Annotated in this window: 14 protein-coding genes; 11 read left to right on the top strand and 3 right to left on the bottom strand. The window is 73.6% G+C overall.

The annotated features are described in order from the left end of the window. Positions 1-116 precede the first annotated feature (116 nt). The 3 genes from OHS58_RS05310 (at position 117) to OHS58_RS05300 (ending at position 3,427) form a co-directional block, all read left to right on the top strand. On the top strand, positions 117-1,700 hold the full coding sequence (locus OHS58_RS05310) for an alkaline phosphatase D family protein (protein WP_328647338.1): 1,584 nt from the start codon (positions 117-119) through the stop codon (positions 1,698-1,700). A gap of 111 nt (positions 1,701-1,811) precedes the next feature. Continuing rightward, on the top strand, positions 1,812-2,648 hold the full coding sequence (locus tag OHS58_RS05305) for a helix-turn-helix transcriptional regulator (RefSeq protein WP_328647337.1): 837 nt from the start codon (positions 1,812-1,814) through the stop codon (positions 2,646-2,648). Between the two features lie 59 nt (positions 2,649-2,707). After that, positions 2,708-3,427, top strand: a complete 720-nt coding sequence (locus OHS58_RS05300; RefSeq protein WP_328647336.1) for an SDR family oxidoreductase — start codon at positions 2,708-2,710, stop codon at positions 3,425-3,427. Here the strand turns inward: OHS58_RS05300 and OHS58_RS05295 are convergent. Then, positions 3,424-4,080 (bottom strand): histidine phosphatase family protein, encoded by a 657-nt coding sequence (locus tag OHS58_RS05295; RefSeq protein ID WP_328647335.1) that lies wholly within the window; start codon positions 4,078-4,080, stop codon positions 3,424-3,426. The genes OHS58_RS05300 and OHS58_RS05295 overlap by 4 nt on opposite strands. Positions 4,081-4,161: 81 nt before the next feature. On the opposite strand from OHS58_RS05295, the gene OHS58_RS05290 reads away from it, so the two are divergent. Then, complete coding sequence (locus OHS58_RS05290; protein WP_328647334.1) at positions 4,162-5,370, top strand: PP2C family protein-serine/threonine phosphatase; 1,209 nt, start codon at positions 4,162-4,164, stop codon at positions 5,368-5,370. A gap of 6 nt (positions 5,371-5,376) precedes the next feature. On the opposite strand, the gene OHS58_RS05285 is transcribed toward OHS58_RS05290, so the two are convergent. Further along, the gene (locus tag OHS58_RS05285) at positions 5,377-5,691 is read right to left on the bottom strand and encodes an STAS domain-containing protein (RefSeq protein WP_328647333.1); all 315 of its coding nucleotides are present in this window, start codon (positions 5,689-5,691) and stop codon (positions 5,377-5,379) included. Positions 5,692-5,924: 233 nt separating this feature from the next. Here OHS58_RS05285 and OHS58_RS05280 point away from each other — a divergent pair, with 233 nt between their 5' ends. From OHS58_RS05280 to OHS58_RS05255, 6 genes are all read left to right on the top strand, one after another. Then, positions 5,925-6,278: an STAS domain-containing protein gene (locus tag OHS58_RS05280; RefSeq protein WP_326951040.1), complete on the top strand. Its 354-nt coding sequence runs from the start codon at positions 5,925-5,927 to the stop codon at positions 6,276-6,278. After that, the gene (locus OHS58_RS05275; protein WP_328647332.1) at positions 6,278-7,663 is read left to right on the top strand and encodes a PP2C family protein-serine/threonine phosphatase; all 1,386 of its coding nucleotides are present in this window, start codon (positions 6,278-6,280) and stop codon (positions 7,661-7,663) included. Before OHS58_RS05280 ends, OHS58_RS05275 begins: the two co-directional genes overlap by 1 nt. After that, entirely contained in the window at positions 7,660-8,085 is a 426-nt protein-coding gene (locus OHS58_RS05270; RefSeq protein ID WP_328647331.1) for an ATP-binding protein, read from the top strand. The genes OHS58_RS05275 and OHS58_RS05270 overlap by 4 nt, the downstream gene beginning before the upstream one ends. Before the next feature lie 69 nt (positions 8,086-8,154). Further along, on the top strand, positions 8,155-12,243 hold the full coding sequence (locus OHS58_RS05265) for a SpoIIE family protein phosphatase (RefSeq protein WP_328647330.1): 4,089 nt from the start codon (positions 8,155-8,157) through the stop codon (positions 12,241-12,243). Next, the gene (locus OHS58_RS05260) at positions 12,240-12,542 is read left to right on the top strand and encodes an STAS domain-containing protein (RefSeq protein ID WP_247053708.1); all 303 of its coding nucleotides are present in this window, start codon (positions 12,240-12,242) and stop codon (positions 12,540-12,542) included. The genes OHS58_RS05265 and OHS58_RS05260 overlap by 4 nt, the downstream gene beginning before the upstream one ends. Positions 12,543-12,796: 254 nt before the next feature. Beyond that, on the top strand, positions 12,797-13,528 hold the full coding sequence (locus tag OHS58_RS05255; protein WP_326951044.1) for a GAF and ANTAR domain-containing protein: 732 nt from the start codon (positions 12,797-12,799) through the stop codon (positions 13,526-13,528). A gap of 21 nt (positions 13,529-13,549) precedes the next feature. Here the strand turns inward: OHS58_RS05255 and OHS58_RS05250 are convergent, their stop codons facing one another. Then, on the bottom strand, positions 13,550-13,960 hold the full coding sequence (locus OHS58_RS05250) for an ATP-binding protein (protein ID WP_326951045.1): 411 nt from the start codon (positions 13,958-13,960) through the stop codon (positions 13,550-13,552). A 123-nt stretch (positions 13,961-14,083) separates the two neighbouring features. Here OHS58_RS05250 and OHS58_RS05245 point away from each other — a divergent pair, with 123 nt between their 5' ends. Beyond that, the gene (locus OHS58_RS05245) at positions 14,084-17,353 is read left to right on the top strand and encodes a glucodextranase DOMON-like domain-containing protein (protein WP_328647329.1); all 3,270 of its coding nucleotides are present in this window, start codon (positions 14,084-14,086) and stop codon (positions 17,351-17,353) included. The last annotated feature ends 65 nt before the right edge of the window (positions 17,354-17,418 follow it).

Below are 17,418 nucleotides of genomic sequence, written 5' to 3'. Positions count from 1 at the left end.
CGATCGTTCGTCGCGCCCCGGAACCGGTCAACGACTATCGGTATGTTTCGGGGGCTTTCGCACCGCCCACTGCGTGCCGGACGGCCGGGACGACGCGGTTCTGGGAGGATCGCCGGATGACCGCGCTGCTGCTGGGCCCGCTCCTCCGGCACGTCGACGCCACGTCGGCGACGATCTGGGTCGAGACGGACGGCCCGTGCGAGGTCGGCGCCGGCGACGCGACCGCCCGGACCTTCGAGGTCTCCGGCCACCACTACGCGCTGGTCGTGCTCACCGGCCTCGAACCGGCGAAGAGCACGCCGTACGAGGTCCGGCTCGACGGCGACGTCGTCTGGCCCGAACCCGGCGGTGACCTGCCGCCGAGCCGGATCCGCACGCTCTCCCCCGAGGACTCCCGGTTCCGGCTGGTGTTCGGCTCCTGCCGCAAGCCGCGCGAGCAGGACGCCCTCGGGCAGGACGCGCTCGCCGCGTACGCCCGCCGGATGGCCAAGCTCGCCGAGGAGGAGTGGCCGGAGTCGCTGGTGCTGCTCGGCGACCAGGTCTACGCCGACGAAACCACCGACGACACGCAGAAGTGGCTCGCGAGCCGTCGCGACACCTCGCAGCCACCCGGCTCCGAGGTGGCCGACTTCGAGGAGTACTGCCACCTCTACTCCGAGGCCTGGTCCGACCCGGCCGTGCGCTGGCTGCTCTCCACGCTGCCGACGTCGATGATCTTCGACGACCACGACGTCCGCGACGACTGGAACACCTCGCAGGCCTGGCGGGCGGAGATGGCCGCCACGTCGTGGTGGCCCGAGCGCATCCGCGGCGCGCTGGTGTCGTACTGGATCTACCAGCACCTGGGCAACCTCGGTCCGGAGGAGCTCGCCGGCGACAAGCTCTTCCAGCAGGTCGGCACGTCCGGGACGGACAACGCGGAGCTGCTGCGCGAGTTCGCCGACCGCGCCGACCGGGAGGCCGACGGCGCCAAGGGCACGCGCTGGTCCTACCGGCGCGACTTCGGCCCGGTCCGGCTGCTCGTGATCGACTCGCGGGCCGGGCGCATCCTCGAAGGGGGTGTGCGGTCGATGATCGGCGAGGACGAGTTCCACTGGATCGAGGAGCAGGCCGGCGGCGACGTCGACCACCTGCTGATCGGCACGTCGCTGCCGTGGCTGCTGCCGACCGCGCTGTCCTTCGCGCAGTCGATCAACGAACGCGCGTGCACCCGGCCGGGTGTGCGCGGCAAGGCCGCCGAGTGGTTCCGGCAGTTCGCCGACCTCGAGCACTGGCCGGCGTTCCGCGAGTCGTTCGACCGGCTGGCGAAGCTCATCGCCCGGGTCGCCGACGACGGCGCGGCCTCGGTCAACGTGCTCTCCGGCGACGTCCACCACGCCTACGTCGCGCGGGCCCGGTTCCCGCGTGAACCGGCCGCGCCGGTGCACCAGCTCACCTGCTCGCCGATGCACAACACCGTGCCGTGGTACATGAACCGGGTGTTCCGGCTCGGCTGGTCCCGGCGGCTGACCGGGCTGATGGGGTGGCTCGCGCGCCGCTCCGGCGTCCGGCCGACGGACCTGACGTGGGACTGCGTTTCGGGGCCGCACTTCGGCAACGCCGTGATGACGCTGGACGTCGACGGGCGCACCGCGTGGGCGACGATGCAGCGGACGACGGACGACGGCCTCGTCGACGAGACGTCGATCCGCCTCACCTGAGGGTGGGTGCGGCGCGGCCAGTCACCCCCGCCTGATCCGGGTTAGCCTCGATTCGTGGCTGAAGAGAAGCCAGCGGAGCGAAGCTCCTCCGTTGAGGGTGGCGGCGGGGGCATGGATGGAAACGTACTCGGGGAGTTCCTCCGGGCCCGCCGTGCGCAGGTCAGTCCGGAGGAGCTGGGCATGCCCGGCGGCCGCGGGCGGCGCGTCGCGGGCCTGCGCCGGGAAGAGGTCGCGCTGCTGGCCGGCGTCAGCACCGACTACTACGTCCGGCTGGAGCAGGGCCGGGAGCGGCACCCGTCGGAGCAGGTGCTCGACGCGCTGGCGCGGGCCCTGATGCTCGACGACGACGCCACCGCCCACCTGCACCGGCTGGCCCGCCCGGCGGCCCGCCGGCGCGTCCGGCGGCGGGAGCAGGTCAGCCCGAACCTGGTCCGGCTGATGGCGGGCTGGCCGGCCACCCCCGCGGTGGTCCTCGGCCGGTGCCTCACCGTGCTGGCGCACAACGCGCTGGGCCGGGCGCTGTTCGACGGCCACACCCACAGCGGCGACCTGGTCCGGCTGGTGTTCCTCGACCCGGACGCCCGCGCGTTCTACCCGGACTGGGACCGCGTCGCGGCCAACACGGTCGGTGGCCTGCGCGCGGCCGCCGGGATCGACCCCGACGACCCGCGGCTGATCGAGACGGTCGGCGAGCTGTCGGTCAAAAGCGAGGCGTTCCGCAAGCTGTGGGCGCGCCACGACATCCGGCAGAAGACCCACGAGACCAAGCGGTTCCACCACCGGCTGGTCGGCGACCTGACGCTGAGCTACGAGGCGCTGACGGTGAACAGCGCGCCCGGGCAGCAGCTGGTCGTCTACCAAGCGGAGCCGGGCAGCCCGTCGGAGGCGGCGTTGTCGTTGCTGGGCAGCCTGACCGCCGAAAGCACGCCGGAGAACGTCAACCGCTAAGCGTATTCCACATTGGACAGCCTCTTTGTGCTGCCCGAAAACCCTGGAAAGGAACGTCAGTGAAGATCGTCCTCATCACCGGGGCCAGCAGCGGCATCGGCCACGCCACCGCCGTGCGGCTGGCCGCCGAAGGCCACCACGTCGTGCTCGGGGCCCGGCGGAAGGACCGCCTCGACGCCCTCGCCGCGGAGATCCGGGCGGCGGGCGGGCGCGCCGACGTGCACGGCCTGGACGTCACCGACCGCGCCGACGTCGCCGCGTTCGCCGACGCGGCCGTGCGCGACCACGGCCGGATCGACGTGTTCGTCGCCAACGCCGGCGTGATGCCGTTGTCCCGCTTGGATTCCCGGCACGTCGAGGAGTGGGACCGGATGCTCGACGTCAACGTCCGCGGCCTGCTCAACGGGATCGCCGCGACGCTGCCCCACTTCGAGCGGCAAGGCGGCGGCCACTTCGTGACGATCGCCTCGACGGGCGCGTACGAGGTGGTGCCGACGGCGGCGGTCTACTGCGCCACGAAGTACGCGGCGCGCGCGATCACCGAAGGCCTGCGCCTGGAGTGCGACCCGAGCCTGCGCGTCACGACGATCTCGCCGGGCGTCGTGGAGTCCGAGCTGGCCGACACGATCACCGAGCCGGGCGCGAAGGAGGCGATGGTCGCCTACCGCGCGCACGCGATGCCGCCGGACGCCATCGCCGGCGCGATCTCGTACGCCATCGGGCAGCCGGACGGCGTCGACGTCAACGAGCTCGTCGTCCGGCCCACCGCCCAGCGCTAAGTCCGCTGCGCCAGCACCATCGTGAAGCCGCCGTCGCGGTCGCGTTCCCAGGTCGTCAGCGAGCCGTTGGGGACCGCCGTGGCGGCGGCCGCGCGCATGAGGTCCGGTTCCGGCAGGCCCTCCAGCAGGTACCGGAGGGCGAACACCGTCATCTCGTGTGCGCTCAGCAGGACCCGCGCGCCCGGCCGCTCGGCGCTCAGCTCGGCGAGCAGGGAGCGCACCCGCAGCACGACGTCCGCCCAGGACTCGCCGCCCGGAGGCCGGTAGTAGAACCGGCCGAGCCGCCGCTTGCGCCGGGCCTCGTCGGGCCGGCGCTCGCGGACGCCGTGTGAGGTCAGCAGATCCAGGACGCCGAGCTCGCGATCGCGCAGCCGCTCGTCGGGCACGATCGCCACCCCGGCCGGCGCGGCCAGCTTGGCGGTGTCCCAGGCGCGGCGGTAGGTCGAGGTGACCACGACGTCCGGCCGGTGCCCGGCGAGCAGCTCCCCCGCCGCCGCGGCCTGGTCCCGTCCCGGCCCGGTCAGGGGCACGTCGGCGTCGCGCTCGGCGAGGTCGATCACGTCCGCGCCCGCCGTCTCCGCCACCTCCCGGGCGACGTTCCCGGTGCTCTCGCCGTGCCGCAGCACACCCACCCATTCCAGGTCGACTTTCACGCGCGGCTGGTACCCGTCGCGACCCACCCGCGAAACCCGGGATGGTTAGGCGCGCCAACAACGTCCGGCTAGGGTCGGTCCATGTCGCGGAGCCTCGACGCCCAGGACCGGCTGCAGCTGCTGGAGACGATCATCGGTGCCCCCGCCGGCCACCTCGGCCTGACCGAGCTGCTCACCGCGACCCTGGACCGCGTCCGCGAGGTGCTGAAGGTCGACACCGCGACCGTGCTGCGCTACCAGCCGGGCGGGCAGCAGCTCGTGGCGATCGCGGCCGCGGGCATCGAGGAAGAGGTCCACCAGGGCGTGCGTGTGCCGGTCGGCACCGGGTTCGCCGGGCGGGTGGCCCAGGACCGCACGCCCGTCGCCCTCGACCACGTCGACGAGACCACCGTCGTGAACTCCCTGCTGTGGGAACGCGGCCTGCACGCCATGCTCGGCGTGCCGATGATCACCGGCAGCGAGCTGGTCGGCGTCCTGCACGTCGGATCCGTGCGGCCGCGCGGGTTCTCCGAGGCCGAGGTCGGCACCCTGCAGCTGCTCGCCGACCGCCTCGCCATGGCGATCCAGGTGGAGGCGCTCGAGGAGAACCGCACCGCCACCATGGCCCTGCAGCGCAGCCTGCTGCCGGACCGGCTGCCCGAACTGCCCGGTCTCGGCTTCGCCGCCCGGTACGTGCCCGGCGCGGACGCCGGGCTCGGCGGCGACTGGTACGACCTGTTCCCGCTGCCGGGCGACCGGGTCGGCGTCGTGATGGGCGACGTCTCCGGGCACGGGCTCGAGGCGGCCGTGATCATGGGCCGGCTGCGCAGCGCCCTGCGCGCCTACGCCCTCGACTGCGACGACCCGGCCGAGACGCTCGGCAAGCTCGACCGCAAGGCCAACCACTTCGAGCACGGCGCGATGGCCACCGTCGCCTACGGGATCATCGATCCGCCGCGGGAGACGCTGACGCTGTCGCTGGCCGGGCACCTGCCGCCGGTGCTGGCGCGCCCGGGCGAGCCGGGCGCGCTCGTCGCGGCGCCGCCGGACCCGCCGATCGGCCTGACCATCGGACACCCCGACCGGCGGACGACGGTCGTCGCCCTGCCGCCGGGCGGGGTGCTGGTGTTCTACACCGACGGGCTCGTCGAGCGCCGGGACCGGGCGGTGGACGCCGGCATGACCGACCTCGCGGCCACCGTGCGGGCCGGGGAGCCCGAACGCGTGTGCGCACAGCTGATGGCGGCGATGATCGGCTCCCGGCCGGCGCAGGACGACGTCGCCCTGCTCGTGGTCCACCGCCACGCCTGAGGCGGCTCAGGAAGCCGTCAGCGCCGCCTCCCGGGTCGGGAACAGCGAAAGGCTGTCCTCGATGCCGGTCAGCTGGATCGGGCGCAGGGTGGCGCGGCCGGTCGCGACGATCCGCACGGTGGTGCCCGCCGCGGAGTTGCGGTGGATCATCAGCAGCGCGGTCAGCCCCGGCGAGGCCAGGAACTCGACGCGGCTCAGGTCCACCACGAGCAGTCTCGGCACCGCGGCGAGCGCTTCGTCCGCGGCTTGGACCAGCGCGGGCGCCGTCGTCGTGTCGACGTCCCCGGCGACCTCGAGCACCACCGCGCCGTCCTGCTCCATTCGGGCGATCCTGAACTCGCCGAATGGCACAGCAGCCGGGGAGCCTTCAGTGTGGGTGTTCTCGGTCATGTGTCTCTCCCGCCCTCGGCGGCGCCGCCGGGACGTCCGGCGGGCGCGCTTGATCACGAAGGCTGTCTGCTCAACCGTGACCAATCATGCCCGCCGCACCGCGGCTGTGCCGTTTCAGCACCCTCGGGTTTGCCTCGCGCGCGCGAACGGGCAGGATGGTGACCATGGCCGAACCGGACGTGGGTGCCGCGGGCACCGTCGTCCTGGAGCACCGCGACGGCGCGGCGGTGCTCCGGGTGAGCGGCGCCCTCGACCTCGCTCTCGCGCCGAAGCTGCGGCAGTTCGCCGACCGCGCTTCCCGGCAGCAACCGGCGGTGCTGGTCATCGACCTGACCGACGTCACCTTCCTGGCCTCGGCCGGGATGGCCGAGCTCGTGCGGGCGCACCGCGGCGACTCCGGCTCCGCCCCGCTGCGCGTGGTGGCGAACGGCCGGATCACGCTGCGCCCGCTGCAGCTGACGCGGCTGACCGACGAGCTCGCCATCTTCCCGTCGCTCACCGACGCACTGAGTCCCTGATGTCCCCGCCCCCCATCGACGCAGTCCTCGACGCCGTGCGCCGGGCCTTCGTCGACGGGGCGGACGAACCGGCCGTGACCGAGGCCGTCGCCGCCGCCGTGCGGGCCGCCACCGCAGACCTCGCGGACACGGTGGCGCGGCTGCAGGGCGACGCCGCGGTGATCGACGCGCTGCACTCGGTCGGCCGGCGGCTGACCGCCCAGCTGGACCTCGGCCGGATCGTGCAGGACGCGACCGACGCCGCCACGAAGGCGACCGGCGCGGACTTCGGCGCGTTCTTCTACAACCTCGTCAACGATGTCGGCGAGTCGTACACGCTCTACACGCTCTCGGGCGTGCCGCGGGCGGCGTTCGAGCGGTTCCCGATGCCGCGCAACACCGCGGTGTTCGGCCCGACCTTCGACGGCACCGGCACCGTCCGCAGCCCCGACATCACCGCGGACCCGCGGTTCGGGCAGAACGCGCCCCACCACGGGATGCCCGAGGGACACCTGCCCGTGCGCAGCTACCTGGCGGTCTCGGCGATCAGCCCGACCACCGGCGAGGTGCTGGGCGGGTTCTTCTTCGGCCACCCCGGCTCCGCCCGGTTCACCGAGCGGCACGAGTACCTCGCCGAGGGCATCGCCGGCTACACGGCCATCGCGCTGGACAACGCCCGCCTCTACGAGCGCGAGCGCACCCTCGTCACCGAGCTGTCCCGCAGCATGCTGCCGGTCGTCCCGGACCTGCCCGGCCTCGACGTCCTCACCCGGTACCTGCCCGCGGCCACCGGGACGAAGATCGGCGGCGACTGGTTCGACGTGATCCGGCTCCCCTCCGGCGCGACCGCGTTCGTGATCGGCGACGTCGTCGGCCACGGCGTCACCGCCGCGACCGTGATGGGCCAGGTCCGCACGGCGATCCGCTGTTACGCGCAGCTGGAGCTGACGCCGTCGGAAGTGCTGCGCAACGTCTCCGAGCTGACCGCCGGGCTGTTCGGCGGGAGCTTCGTCACGTGCTTCTACGCGGTCCTCCACCCGGACGGCACGCTGAGCTTCGCGAACGCCGGGCACCTGCCGGCGATCCTGATCCGGCCCGGTGCCCCGGTGGAGCAGCTCGGCGAGGCGATGGCGCAGCCGCTGGGTGTCGGCTCGGCGTTCCCCGAAGACACCACCACGTTCCCGCCGGGCACCGACCTGGTGCTCTACACCGACGGCCTGGTCGAGAGCCGCACCCGCGACCTCACCCTGGGCATCGAGTGGCTGCTGGCCGGGATCCCGGGCCTGCTGGCCGCGACCGACCTCGAAGCGGCGTGGGACACCCTCGTCGGCGAGCTCACGCACGGGCGCCACGACGACGACATCGCGCTGATCCACGTGCGTCACCGCGGAGAGGACCGCCCATGACGGAACCCGTCCCCCCGGGCGCACCTCCCTCCCCGACCTTGTTCCACCGCCGCACGGTCGCGCTCGCCGACCGGCTGCCGGAACTGCGCGAAGCGCTGGCCGGCTGGGTGCGCGCGCTCGGCCTGGGCACCGAACGCGCGGAGGACGTCGTCCTCGCCGGCTACGAAGCGATGGCCAACTCCGCCGAACACGCCTACCGCGACCAGGAAGCCGGCTACGTCGACGTCCGGGCCGAGGCGTTCGCGGGCGGGCTGACCGTCACCGTCACCGACTACGGCGACTGGCGCACGCCGGTGCCCACCAACGGGTTGCGCGGCCGCGGGCTGCTGCTCATCGACAGCCTCACCGACCAGTGCGCCCAGGTCCACCGCGAGGACGGCACGACGATCACGATGACCTGGCGGACCGACCCGGCGAGCTGAGCCCGCACGGATCAGCGCGGCCCGCGGCGCCCCGGTAGGCTTCTTCCGGAGCCCAGATCCGGGAGAGAGATGACCGCCGCTGACGAGTCCGGCCCCGGTGCCGTCATCCCCGGGACCAGCCGGATGGCGACGCGGATGCGGGAGTTCGACTGGGCGTCCTCGCCGCTGGGCCCGCCGGAGGGCTGGCCGCCGAGCCTGACGACGGCGGTGCGGATCTGCCTGACCTCCCGCTTCCCGATGATCGTCTGGTGGGGACCGGATCTGCGGTTCCTCTACAACGACGCCTACCTGCCGCTGCTCGGCACCAAGCACCCGGCGCTCGACAAGCCGGGTGAACGGGTCTGGTCCGAGATCTGGCACATCATCGGGCCGATGCTGGCCGGGGTGATGGAGACCGGCGAGGCGACCTGGTCCGAGGACATGCTGCTGCCGGTCAACCGGCACGGCTACTGGGAAGAGACGTACTGGACGTACTCCTACAGCCCGCTGCACGACGACAACGGCGCGGTGCAGGCCGTGTTCACCGCCTGCACGGACAGCACCGAGCGCGTGATCGGCGAGCGCCGGCTCGCCGCGCTGCGCGAGCTGGGCGCGCGAGCCGGGATCGCCCGCACCGTCACGGAAGCCTGCGAGCTGGTGACCGACGTGCTGGGCCGCGCCGGGGCCGACGTCCCCTACGCCGCGATCCACGTCCGCCGCCCGGGCACCGATGACCTCACCCTCGCCGCCGTGACGCCCGGCGGCTCCGGGGACGCGGAGGGCTGGCCGCTGGCGGAGGTCCTCGCCGACGGCGTCCCGCGTGTCGTGACCGGGCTGACTGGGAAGTTCGGCGAGCTGCCGGCGGGCGGCTGGTCCACCGCGCCCGCCGAGGCGATGGTGCTGCCGCTGCCCGGCGCCGCGGACACCCCGGCCACCGGGGTGATCGTGCTCGCGGCGAGCGGCGGGCACGCCGTCGACGAGAACTACCGGACGTTCCTCGGCCTGGTCGCCCAGCAGACCACGGCGCTGGTCAACGGCGCCGTCGCCTACCAGGTGCAGCAGGAGCGCGCCGAGGAGCTGGCCGCCCTGGACGTCGCGAAGACGACGTTCTTCTCCAACGTCAGCCACGAGTTCCGCACGCCGCTCACCCTGATCCTGGGGCCGGCGGCCGAACTGCGGGAGACGCTCGCCGGCGCCGGCGAGGCGGTGCGCGAAGAGGTCGACGTCATCCACCGCAACGCCGTGCGCCTCGGGCGGCTGGTGAACAACCTGCTCGACTTCTCCCGGATCGAGGCGGGCCGGATGCAGGCGCGCTTCGAGCCGGTCGACCTCGCGGAGTTCACCGCGGAGCTGGCGAGTGTGTTCCGCGCCGCCGTCGAGCGGGCCGGGCTGGCGTTCGAGGTCGACTGCGAGCCCGTCGGCGAACCGGTGCACGTCGACCGCGGGATGTGGGAGAAGGTCGTCCTCAACCTGCTGTCCAACGCGGTCAAGTACACCTTCGACGGCACGGTCCGGGTGTCGGCCGGGCGCGACGGCGAGCACGCCGAGGTGCGGGTGAGCGACACGGGCATCGGCATCGCCGCCGCCGAGATGCCCCGGCTGTTCGAGCGGTTCCACCGCATCCCCTCGGCGCGGGCGCGGTCGAACGAGGGCAGCGGGATCGGCTTGGCCCTGGTGCGCGAGCTGGTGGGCATCCACGGCGGCGTCATCACCGCGGACAGCACGCCCGGCGCCGGCACGACGTTCCGCATCCGGCTGCCGCTGGGCACCGGGCACCTGCCCGCCGAGCAGGTCGCCACCGGGCCGGCGCACGGCGGGATCGCCGCGGAGGCCGTCGAGCCGTTCGTGGCGGAAACCCTGCGCTGGCTGCCGGGACCGGACGACGGCCCGGCGGCCGAGGTCGTCCCGTCCGGGCTCACCGGGGCGCGGGTGCTGGTCGCCGACGACAACACCGACATGCGCGAGTACCTCGCCCGGCTGCTGCGCGACGAGTACGCCGTGACGTCGGTGCGCGACGGCGTCGAGGCGTTCGCCGCCGCGGCCGCCGACCCGCCGGACCTGATCATCAGCGACGTGATGATGCCCCGGCTGGACGGGCTGGCCCTGCTGGCGGAACTGCGCGGCGACCCGCGCACGGCCGCCGTCCCGGTGCTCCTGCTCTCCGCGCGGGCCGGGCAGGAGGCCGCGGTCGACGGGCTGGCCGCCGGCGCCGACGACTACCTCGTGAAGCCGTTCTCCGCGCGGGAACTGCTCGCCCGGGTGCGCACCACGATCCGGCTGGCCCGGCTGCGGACGCAGCACACGCGCTGGCGCGCGGCGATGATCGACTCGCTGCAGGAGGGCTTCTTCGTCGGCGACGCGGACGGGCGGATCGTGGAGATCAACGCCGCGTTCACCGAGCTGCTGGGTTACGGCGCGGACGGGCTGCCCTATGCCCAGCCGTTCCCCTGGCTGCCCGCCGCGGACACCGATCCCGAGGGGCACCGGCTGGTGCTCGACGCCCTCGCCCGGGCCAAGGCCGAGCCCACCGGCAGTTTCGTGCTGCCGATGCGGCACCGCGACGGCCACCGGGTCTGGGCCGCGACCGCGTACAACGAGCTGAACGACGACGAAGGCCGGCGCCGCCTCGTCGGCACGATCCGCGACGTCACCGCCGAGCGCTACGCCGTGCAGCGGGAAGCCGCGCTCGCGGCGATGAACCAGCGCCTCACCGGGGAAAGCGGCGTCCCGGCCGTGCTCGGCGCCGCCGTGGACCTGCTGCGCGACCTGTGGCGGGCCGACCGCGTGCTGGCCGTCACCTGGCCGCGGATCGGCGAACCGGGGCTCACCTCCACCGACCCCGGCGACCGGCGGTGGGCCGACCTCGACTCCTCCGTGCGCGCGACGCTCGACCGCATCCGCTCGCTGCCCGCGTTGCACGCGGCGACGGCGGGCGCGGCCGCCGGCACCACCCTCGACCACCCCGACGGGCAGCTGACGCTCTGGGTGGAGCCCGCGGCCGGGCGGCCGCTCGGCACCGAGGACCAGACGCTGCTGGCGTTGCTGGCCGGCACCCTCGCGCACGCCCTGCGCCGCGCGCACCGCGACGACCGGCAGCGCGAGGTCGCCCTCGCGCTGCAACGCTCGATCCTCGGCCCCGCCCGGCTTCCCGAGGGGTTCGCGGTGCGCTACGAACCGGCGACCCCGCCCCTGGAGGTCGGCGGCGACTGGTACGACGTGATCACCCTCGACGACGACCGCATCGGCATCGTGGTCGGCGACTGCGTCGGCCGCGGTCTGCCCGCGGCGGCCGTGATGGGCCAGCTGCGCAGCGCCTGCCGGGCGTTGCTGCTCGAGGCCAGCAGCCCGTCGCACACCCTCACCGCCCTGGACCGCTTCGCCGCCCAGGTGCCGGATGCCTTGTGCACCACCGTGTTCTGCGGTGTCCTCGATCCCGCCACCGGCACCCTCACCTACAGCAGCGCCGGGCACCCGCCCGCGACCCTGATCCACCCGGACGGCACGGCCGAGTCCCTCGACGCGGGCGGCAGCGTCCCGCTCGCGGTCCGCGTCCCCGGAGCCCGGCCCGAAGCCACGGCGGTCGTCCCCATCGGCTCGCTGCTCATGCTCTACACCGACGGGCTCGTCGAACGCCGCCGCGAGTCGCTCGACGACGGCATCGACCGCGCGACCGGCGTCGCCCACCGCGCGCACGACGCCGAGCTGGCCGACCTGGCGAGCACGCTGATGACCTCGCTGCGCCCGGCCGACGGTTACGAGGACGACGTCGCCCTGCTGCTCTACCGCCGGACCGTGCCGCCGCTGACGATGGAGTTCGCGGCGCACCCGGACAGCCTCGCCGCGACCCGGCACTGGCTGCGGGCGTGGCTGGCCACCGCGGAGCTCGACCCGGACCTCGCGCAGGACGTGCTGGTCGCCGCGGGCGAGGCCTGCGCGAACGCGGTCGAACACGCCTACGTGGACGGCGACGGCGCGAACCCGCACCTGTCCGCGAGCCTCAGCGGCGCCCGGCTGGTCGTGACGATCACCGACCGCGGCCACTGGAAGCAGCCACCGCCGGACAACCACGTGCTGCGCGGGCGCGGCATGCCGATGATGAAGGCGCTGGCCGACGCGGTCACCGTCCGCCACGACCCTGAGGGCACCACCGTCATCTTGGAATGGAGAATCGGTTCGTGACGACGGCACTCACCCTGGTCCCCGGTCCCGATGACGCGGGAGACCGGACACTCACCGTGACCGGCGAGATCGACATGAGCAACGCCGCCGAGTTCGGCTCGGCGCTCGATCGCGAGCTGGCGGCGGGCGGCACCGTCACGGTGGACCTCACCGGCGTGACCTACCTCGACAGCGCCGGCGTCGCGGTGCTGTTCGACCGGGCCGGCTCCCACGACCTGCGGCTGGTGGCCCCGCGGCTGCTCGGACGGGTGCTGCGGGTGTCGGGGCTCACCAGGGTCGCCGAGGTCACGATCCGCTGAGCCCGGTTGGGATCGGGCCCGCTGGGGTACGCGTGGGGCAGTGACGGCTGGATGTGTGGGTGGCACTGCCGGCGGTCGCCAGGTGGCGTCCCGGCAGCCAACCCACGGTGTTCAGCAGCGAGCCCGGGCCGGTGCCACCGCCGTACCGGGCCCAGTGTTGCGGAGGACGCGACCGGCGCGGGTAGGGTTTCGCCGTTCCGTTGATGCAGCAGCGGTTCGAGACCTGACCGCAGCGGCCCGGACGGAGTTGAGCAGTGACCGGTGCGCCGATTCCCGCCGAAGACCTCGACGAGCTGACCGCCGCCATGGCGGATCTCACGGGTGCTTTGGAGACCGAATCCGCCGAAGAGATCCTCCAGGCCGTCTGCGCGGAGGCCATCCGGGCCATCCCGGGCGCCGACATGGCCAGCATCACCGCGATCCGTGACGGCGAGCCGACGACCGCGGCCGCCACCGACGACCGCGCCGTCGACATCGACCACGTCCAGTACGCGGCCGGTGAGGGCCCGTGCCTGCAGGCGGCGTCGTCCGGCGAGATCGTCCGGGTGCCGCTCGCCACGGCCGGGCGGGTGTGGCCGGAGTTCACCGAGTACGCCGGGAGCGTCGGCGTCGGCAGCTACCTCGCCGCGCCGCTGCGGGTCGACGAGCACCTCGGCGGCGCGCTGAACCTCTTCGGCTTCGGCGACCACGGGTTCGCCGAGACCGACTCCCAGCTGCTGAAGCTCTACACCACGATCGTCACGTTCGGCCTGCGCACCACGCGGCGCTACCACCAGGCCCGGCAGCGGGCCACCGAGCTCGAGGCCGCGATGAGATCGCGGGCGGTGATCGAGCAGGCCAAAGGCATCCTGATGGCCGTGCACCGGATCTCCGCCGACGAAGCCATGAAACGCCTCATCACGGAGTCCCAGCGCACCAACGTGAAGCTGCGGGACATCGCGGCCCGGTTCGTCGCCGAGCTGTCCGACGGCGCGACGCCGGGCTGACGGCGTCCGGTCCTCCGCCGCTCAGGCGCTGCGGCGGACCGGGAACGGCCAGGTCAGCGTCATGACCGTGCCGTCGTCGGTCGAGCGCAGGTCGAGCCCGTCGACCAGCGCCTGGATCAGCCGCAGCCCGCGGCCGCGGCCGGCCTGCTCCTCCAGGGCCTGCCAGCTGCCCCGGTCGGCGATCGTGACGATCAGGACCCGGTCGTCGATCCGCGCCCGGACGTCGATCTCGCCGGGCCGGCCCCCGTAGGCGTGGTCCAGCACGTTGGCCATCGCCTCCCAGCAGGCCAGGACGATCTCGTCGGCCTGACGGCCCACCTCGTCGCCGGCTCTTCTGCGCAGCCACGACATGAGATGGCGGCGCAGACCCGGCAACGTGCGCGGGGTGATCGTGCCGCGGTAGTTCCATCCATCCGATCCGTGCTCTTCCATATTCACCTCCTCGGGGGACTGTGGGTTTGCTACCCACCCGTGCGGGTTCTCAACCAACGGTCACCGCGACCGGGCGGCCGTTCGGCCCTGGTGCGGCGCGAACGGGCGTGATCCGATGTGCGGATGACTCGGTCGACGTCGTCCGTGGTGCTCTGCGCGGTGCTGGCCGCCGCCACCTTCCTGCCCGTGCCCGCCGCCTCGGCGGCCACCGATCCCGGTCCGGGCGCCGTCTCGCACTTCGGCCTGGCCCGCAAGGACTGCCTGGGCACCGCGCGGAACACGACCAGCAAGGCGTGGTTCACCGTCGCGAACGGCGTGCTCTCCGACGTCTACGCGCCGGTGATCGACAACACGAACGTCGAGACGCTGCAGTTCGCCGTCACCGACGGGCGCAGCTTCACCGACCTGCAGGCGCGCGACATGACCTACACGGTCCGGACCAGCGCGGGCGGGATGGCCTGCGAGGTGACTTCGACCCCGCGCAGCGGCAAGTACCGGCTGGTCACCGAGTACCTGGCCGACCCGGCGCGCACCGGCGTGCTGATCCGGACCCGCCTCGAGCCGCTGCGCGACTCCGGCCGGGACCTGAAGGTCTACGTGCGGTTCGACGCGAGCGTCAACGGCAACGGCGGTGGTGGGGAGACCAACGGCGGCGGGGACACCGCCACGGTCGACGCGGCGACGACCGCGCTGGTCAGCGCCGACACGAACACCGTGTCGAGCGCGCCGGCCCGCGACTACGGCACGCCGCTGGCCGCCGCCCTGCGCGCGGACCGCAGGTTCTTGAGCACCAGCAGTGGTTTCGCCGGCACCGCCGGTGACGGGCTGGCCCAGCTGGACCGCGCCCACCGGCTCACCGACCCGACGCCGACGGCGGTGAACGGCAACGTCGTGCAGACCGCGCAGCTGGACCTGGCCCCGCGCCGCCCGGCCGTGCTGGCGCTGGGCTTCGGCACGGACGCGCGGGCCGCCGTCGCGACGGCCGGGGCGAGCCTGCGCACGCCGTTCGACCAGAGCTACCGCGACTACGCGCGCGGCTGGCAGAACTACGACAACGGGCTGACCCCGTTGCGCGGCAAGGATTCCGACGCCTACTACCAGTCGGCCAACGTGCTGAAGGCCAGTGAGGACAAGACGTTCCCGGGCGCGGTGGTGGCGTCGCTCGGCAGCCCGTGGGGCCAAGCGGTGTCCGCGGGCGACGCGCCCGGCGGCAAGCCCGTGTACTTCGGCTCCTACCGCGAGATCTTCGCCCGCGACCTCTACGAAAGCTTCTCCGGCCTGCTCGCGGCGGGCGACCGCGACACGGCGCGGGCGAGCGTGCGCTGGCTGTTCTCCCGCCAGCAGCAGCCGGACGGCCGGTTCCCGCGCAACTCCCTGCTCAACGGCAAGAAGGCCCCCGACTCCGGCGGTGACCAGCTCGACGAAAGCGCGTACCCGATCCTGATGGCGCTGCAGGCCGGGCTCGACCGCGACCGGACGCTCTACACCGGCCACATCCGCGCGGCCGCCGACTTCGTCGTCGCGCACGGGCCGTCGTTCGGCTCCGAGCGCTGGGAAGAGCAGGGCGGCTACTCCCCCTCGACGATCGCCGCCGAGATCGCCGGGCTCGTCGCGGCCGGCGTGATCGCCGACCACAACGGCGACCCGGCGCGCGCCCGCGTCTACCGGGCCACCGCCGACCAGTTCCAGCGCAGCATCAAGGGCTGGACCGTGACGTCCACCGGCCCGTACGGCGGCCGCTACTTCCTGCGGCTGACGAAGAACGGCGACCCCAACTCGGAGTACTTCTACAACCTCGGCAACGGTTCGGTGGACGCCGACCAGCGCGCGGTCGTCGACGCCGGGTTCCTCGAGCTGACCCGCCTCGGCGTGCTGCCGGCGACCGACCCCGACGTCACCGCGTCGCTGGCCGTCGTCGACCGCGTGATCAAGCGGGACACCCCGGCCGGGCCGGGCTGGTACCGCTACGGCACGTCGGCGCCGGGCAGCGAGGACGGCTACGGCGACTGCTACGAGCCCGACCCGACGAACTGCGCCCCGACCGGCACGCCGTGGCCGACGACCAACACCGGGTCCGGGCACCTCTGGCCGGTGCTCGCGGGCGAACGCGGCGAGCAGGCCGTCCAGACCGGCGACCGCGCGGGCGCGGCCGCGTTGCTGCGCGCGATGCGCGCCCAGACCGGCGGGACCGGCCTGATCCCCGAGCAGATCTGGGAGAACCCGGCGGTCCCGGCGTCGCCGTACGGCACCGACCCGCGGACGGCGTCCATCGGGTTCACGCCGGGCCAGTCGGTCGGCTCGGTCGCCCCGCTGAGCTGGGCGCAGTCCCAGTCGGTGCGCCTGGCCCGGGCCGTCGCGGACGGCAAGCTGCCCGAGCAGCCCGCCGACGTCCGCGCCCGGTACGTCACCCACGCCCCACCCGCGGCCTTGACGGTCACCTTGGACGCACCGGCGTCGGTCTCGACCGCGACGGCCGCGGTGACCGGCACCGCGCCTGCGGGCAGCCAGGTCGACCTGGCTGTCTCGGCCACCGACGCCGGGACGACCACGGTGCTCTCGGTGCGGGCTTCGGCCACGGGAACCTTCGCCGCGACGGTGCCGACCCCGCTGGGCGCGAACGTCGTCACGGCAACGGCCACCGGTGCCGGCACGGGCTACGCGCAGCGGACGATCAGCTCGGACTTCGTGACGGGCACGGTCCTGCTGGACCAGACCGACCCGGACGGCGACGACAACGGCCCGGGCACGTACACCTACCCGACCGCGACGGACTTCCACGCGGGCGCGTTCGACCTGCAGCGGTTCCAGGTCATCGACTCGGGCACCAACCTGGTGTTCCGCGCCCAGGTCCGCGACCTCACACCGACGTTCGGATCACCGCTGGGCGCCCAGCTGCTGACGATCTACGCCCACGACCCGGCCGCGACGACCACCTCGACCGCGGCCCCGTTCCCGAGCCGGGCGTACACGATCGCACCGGCCGACGCGTGGAGCAGGCGCCTGGAAGTCCAAGGCTTCGCCGACCCGTCACTGGTCGACGCTTCGGGCGCCGCGCTGGCGACACCTTCGGTCCAGGCTTCGCAGGCGACGCGCTACATCACGGTCAGCGTGGCGAAGTCGGCGTTCGGGACGCCGGGAGCGGGCTGGACGTTCGCGGCGGTCCTCACCGGCCAGGACGGCAACTCCCCCGACCAGGCAAGGCCGTTCACCCCGACGGCGGGCCAGTACACGTTCGGCCTGTGCGCGACGGGCGGCACGGCCCCGGTGTGCACCGCCGACCCGGTGACGGCACCGAAGGCCCTGGATGTCTTGACCCCGGCAGGAGTCGACCAGGCGCCCGAACTGGACCCGACCCGAGGCCCGGTCACGGTCCGCGGCGTGCCGGTAGGCTGACCGGCCGGGTCCGGACCGGCTGTTTCGGCGATCCCCGTCCCGAAGGTGTGGACGGGGTCTGCCTG

It is taken from the genome of Amycolatopsis sp. NBC_00348 (genome assembly GCF_036114655.1).
Classification (GTDB): domain Bacteria; phylum Actinomycetota; class Actinomycetes; order Mycobacteriales; family Pseudonocardiaceae; genus Amycolatopsis.
This window is presented reverse-complemented; position numbering and strand designations above follow the sequence as displayed.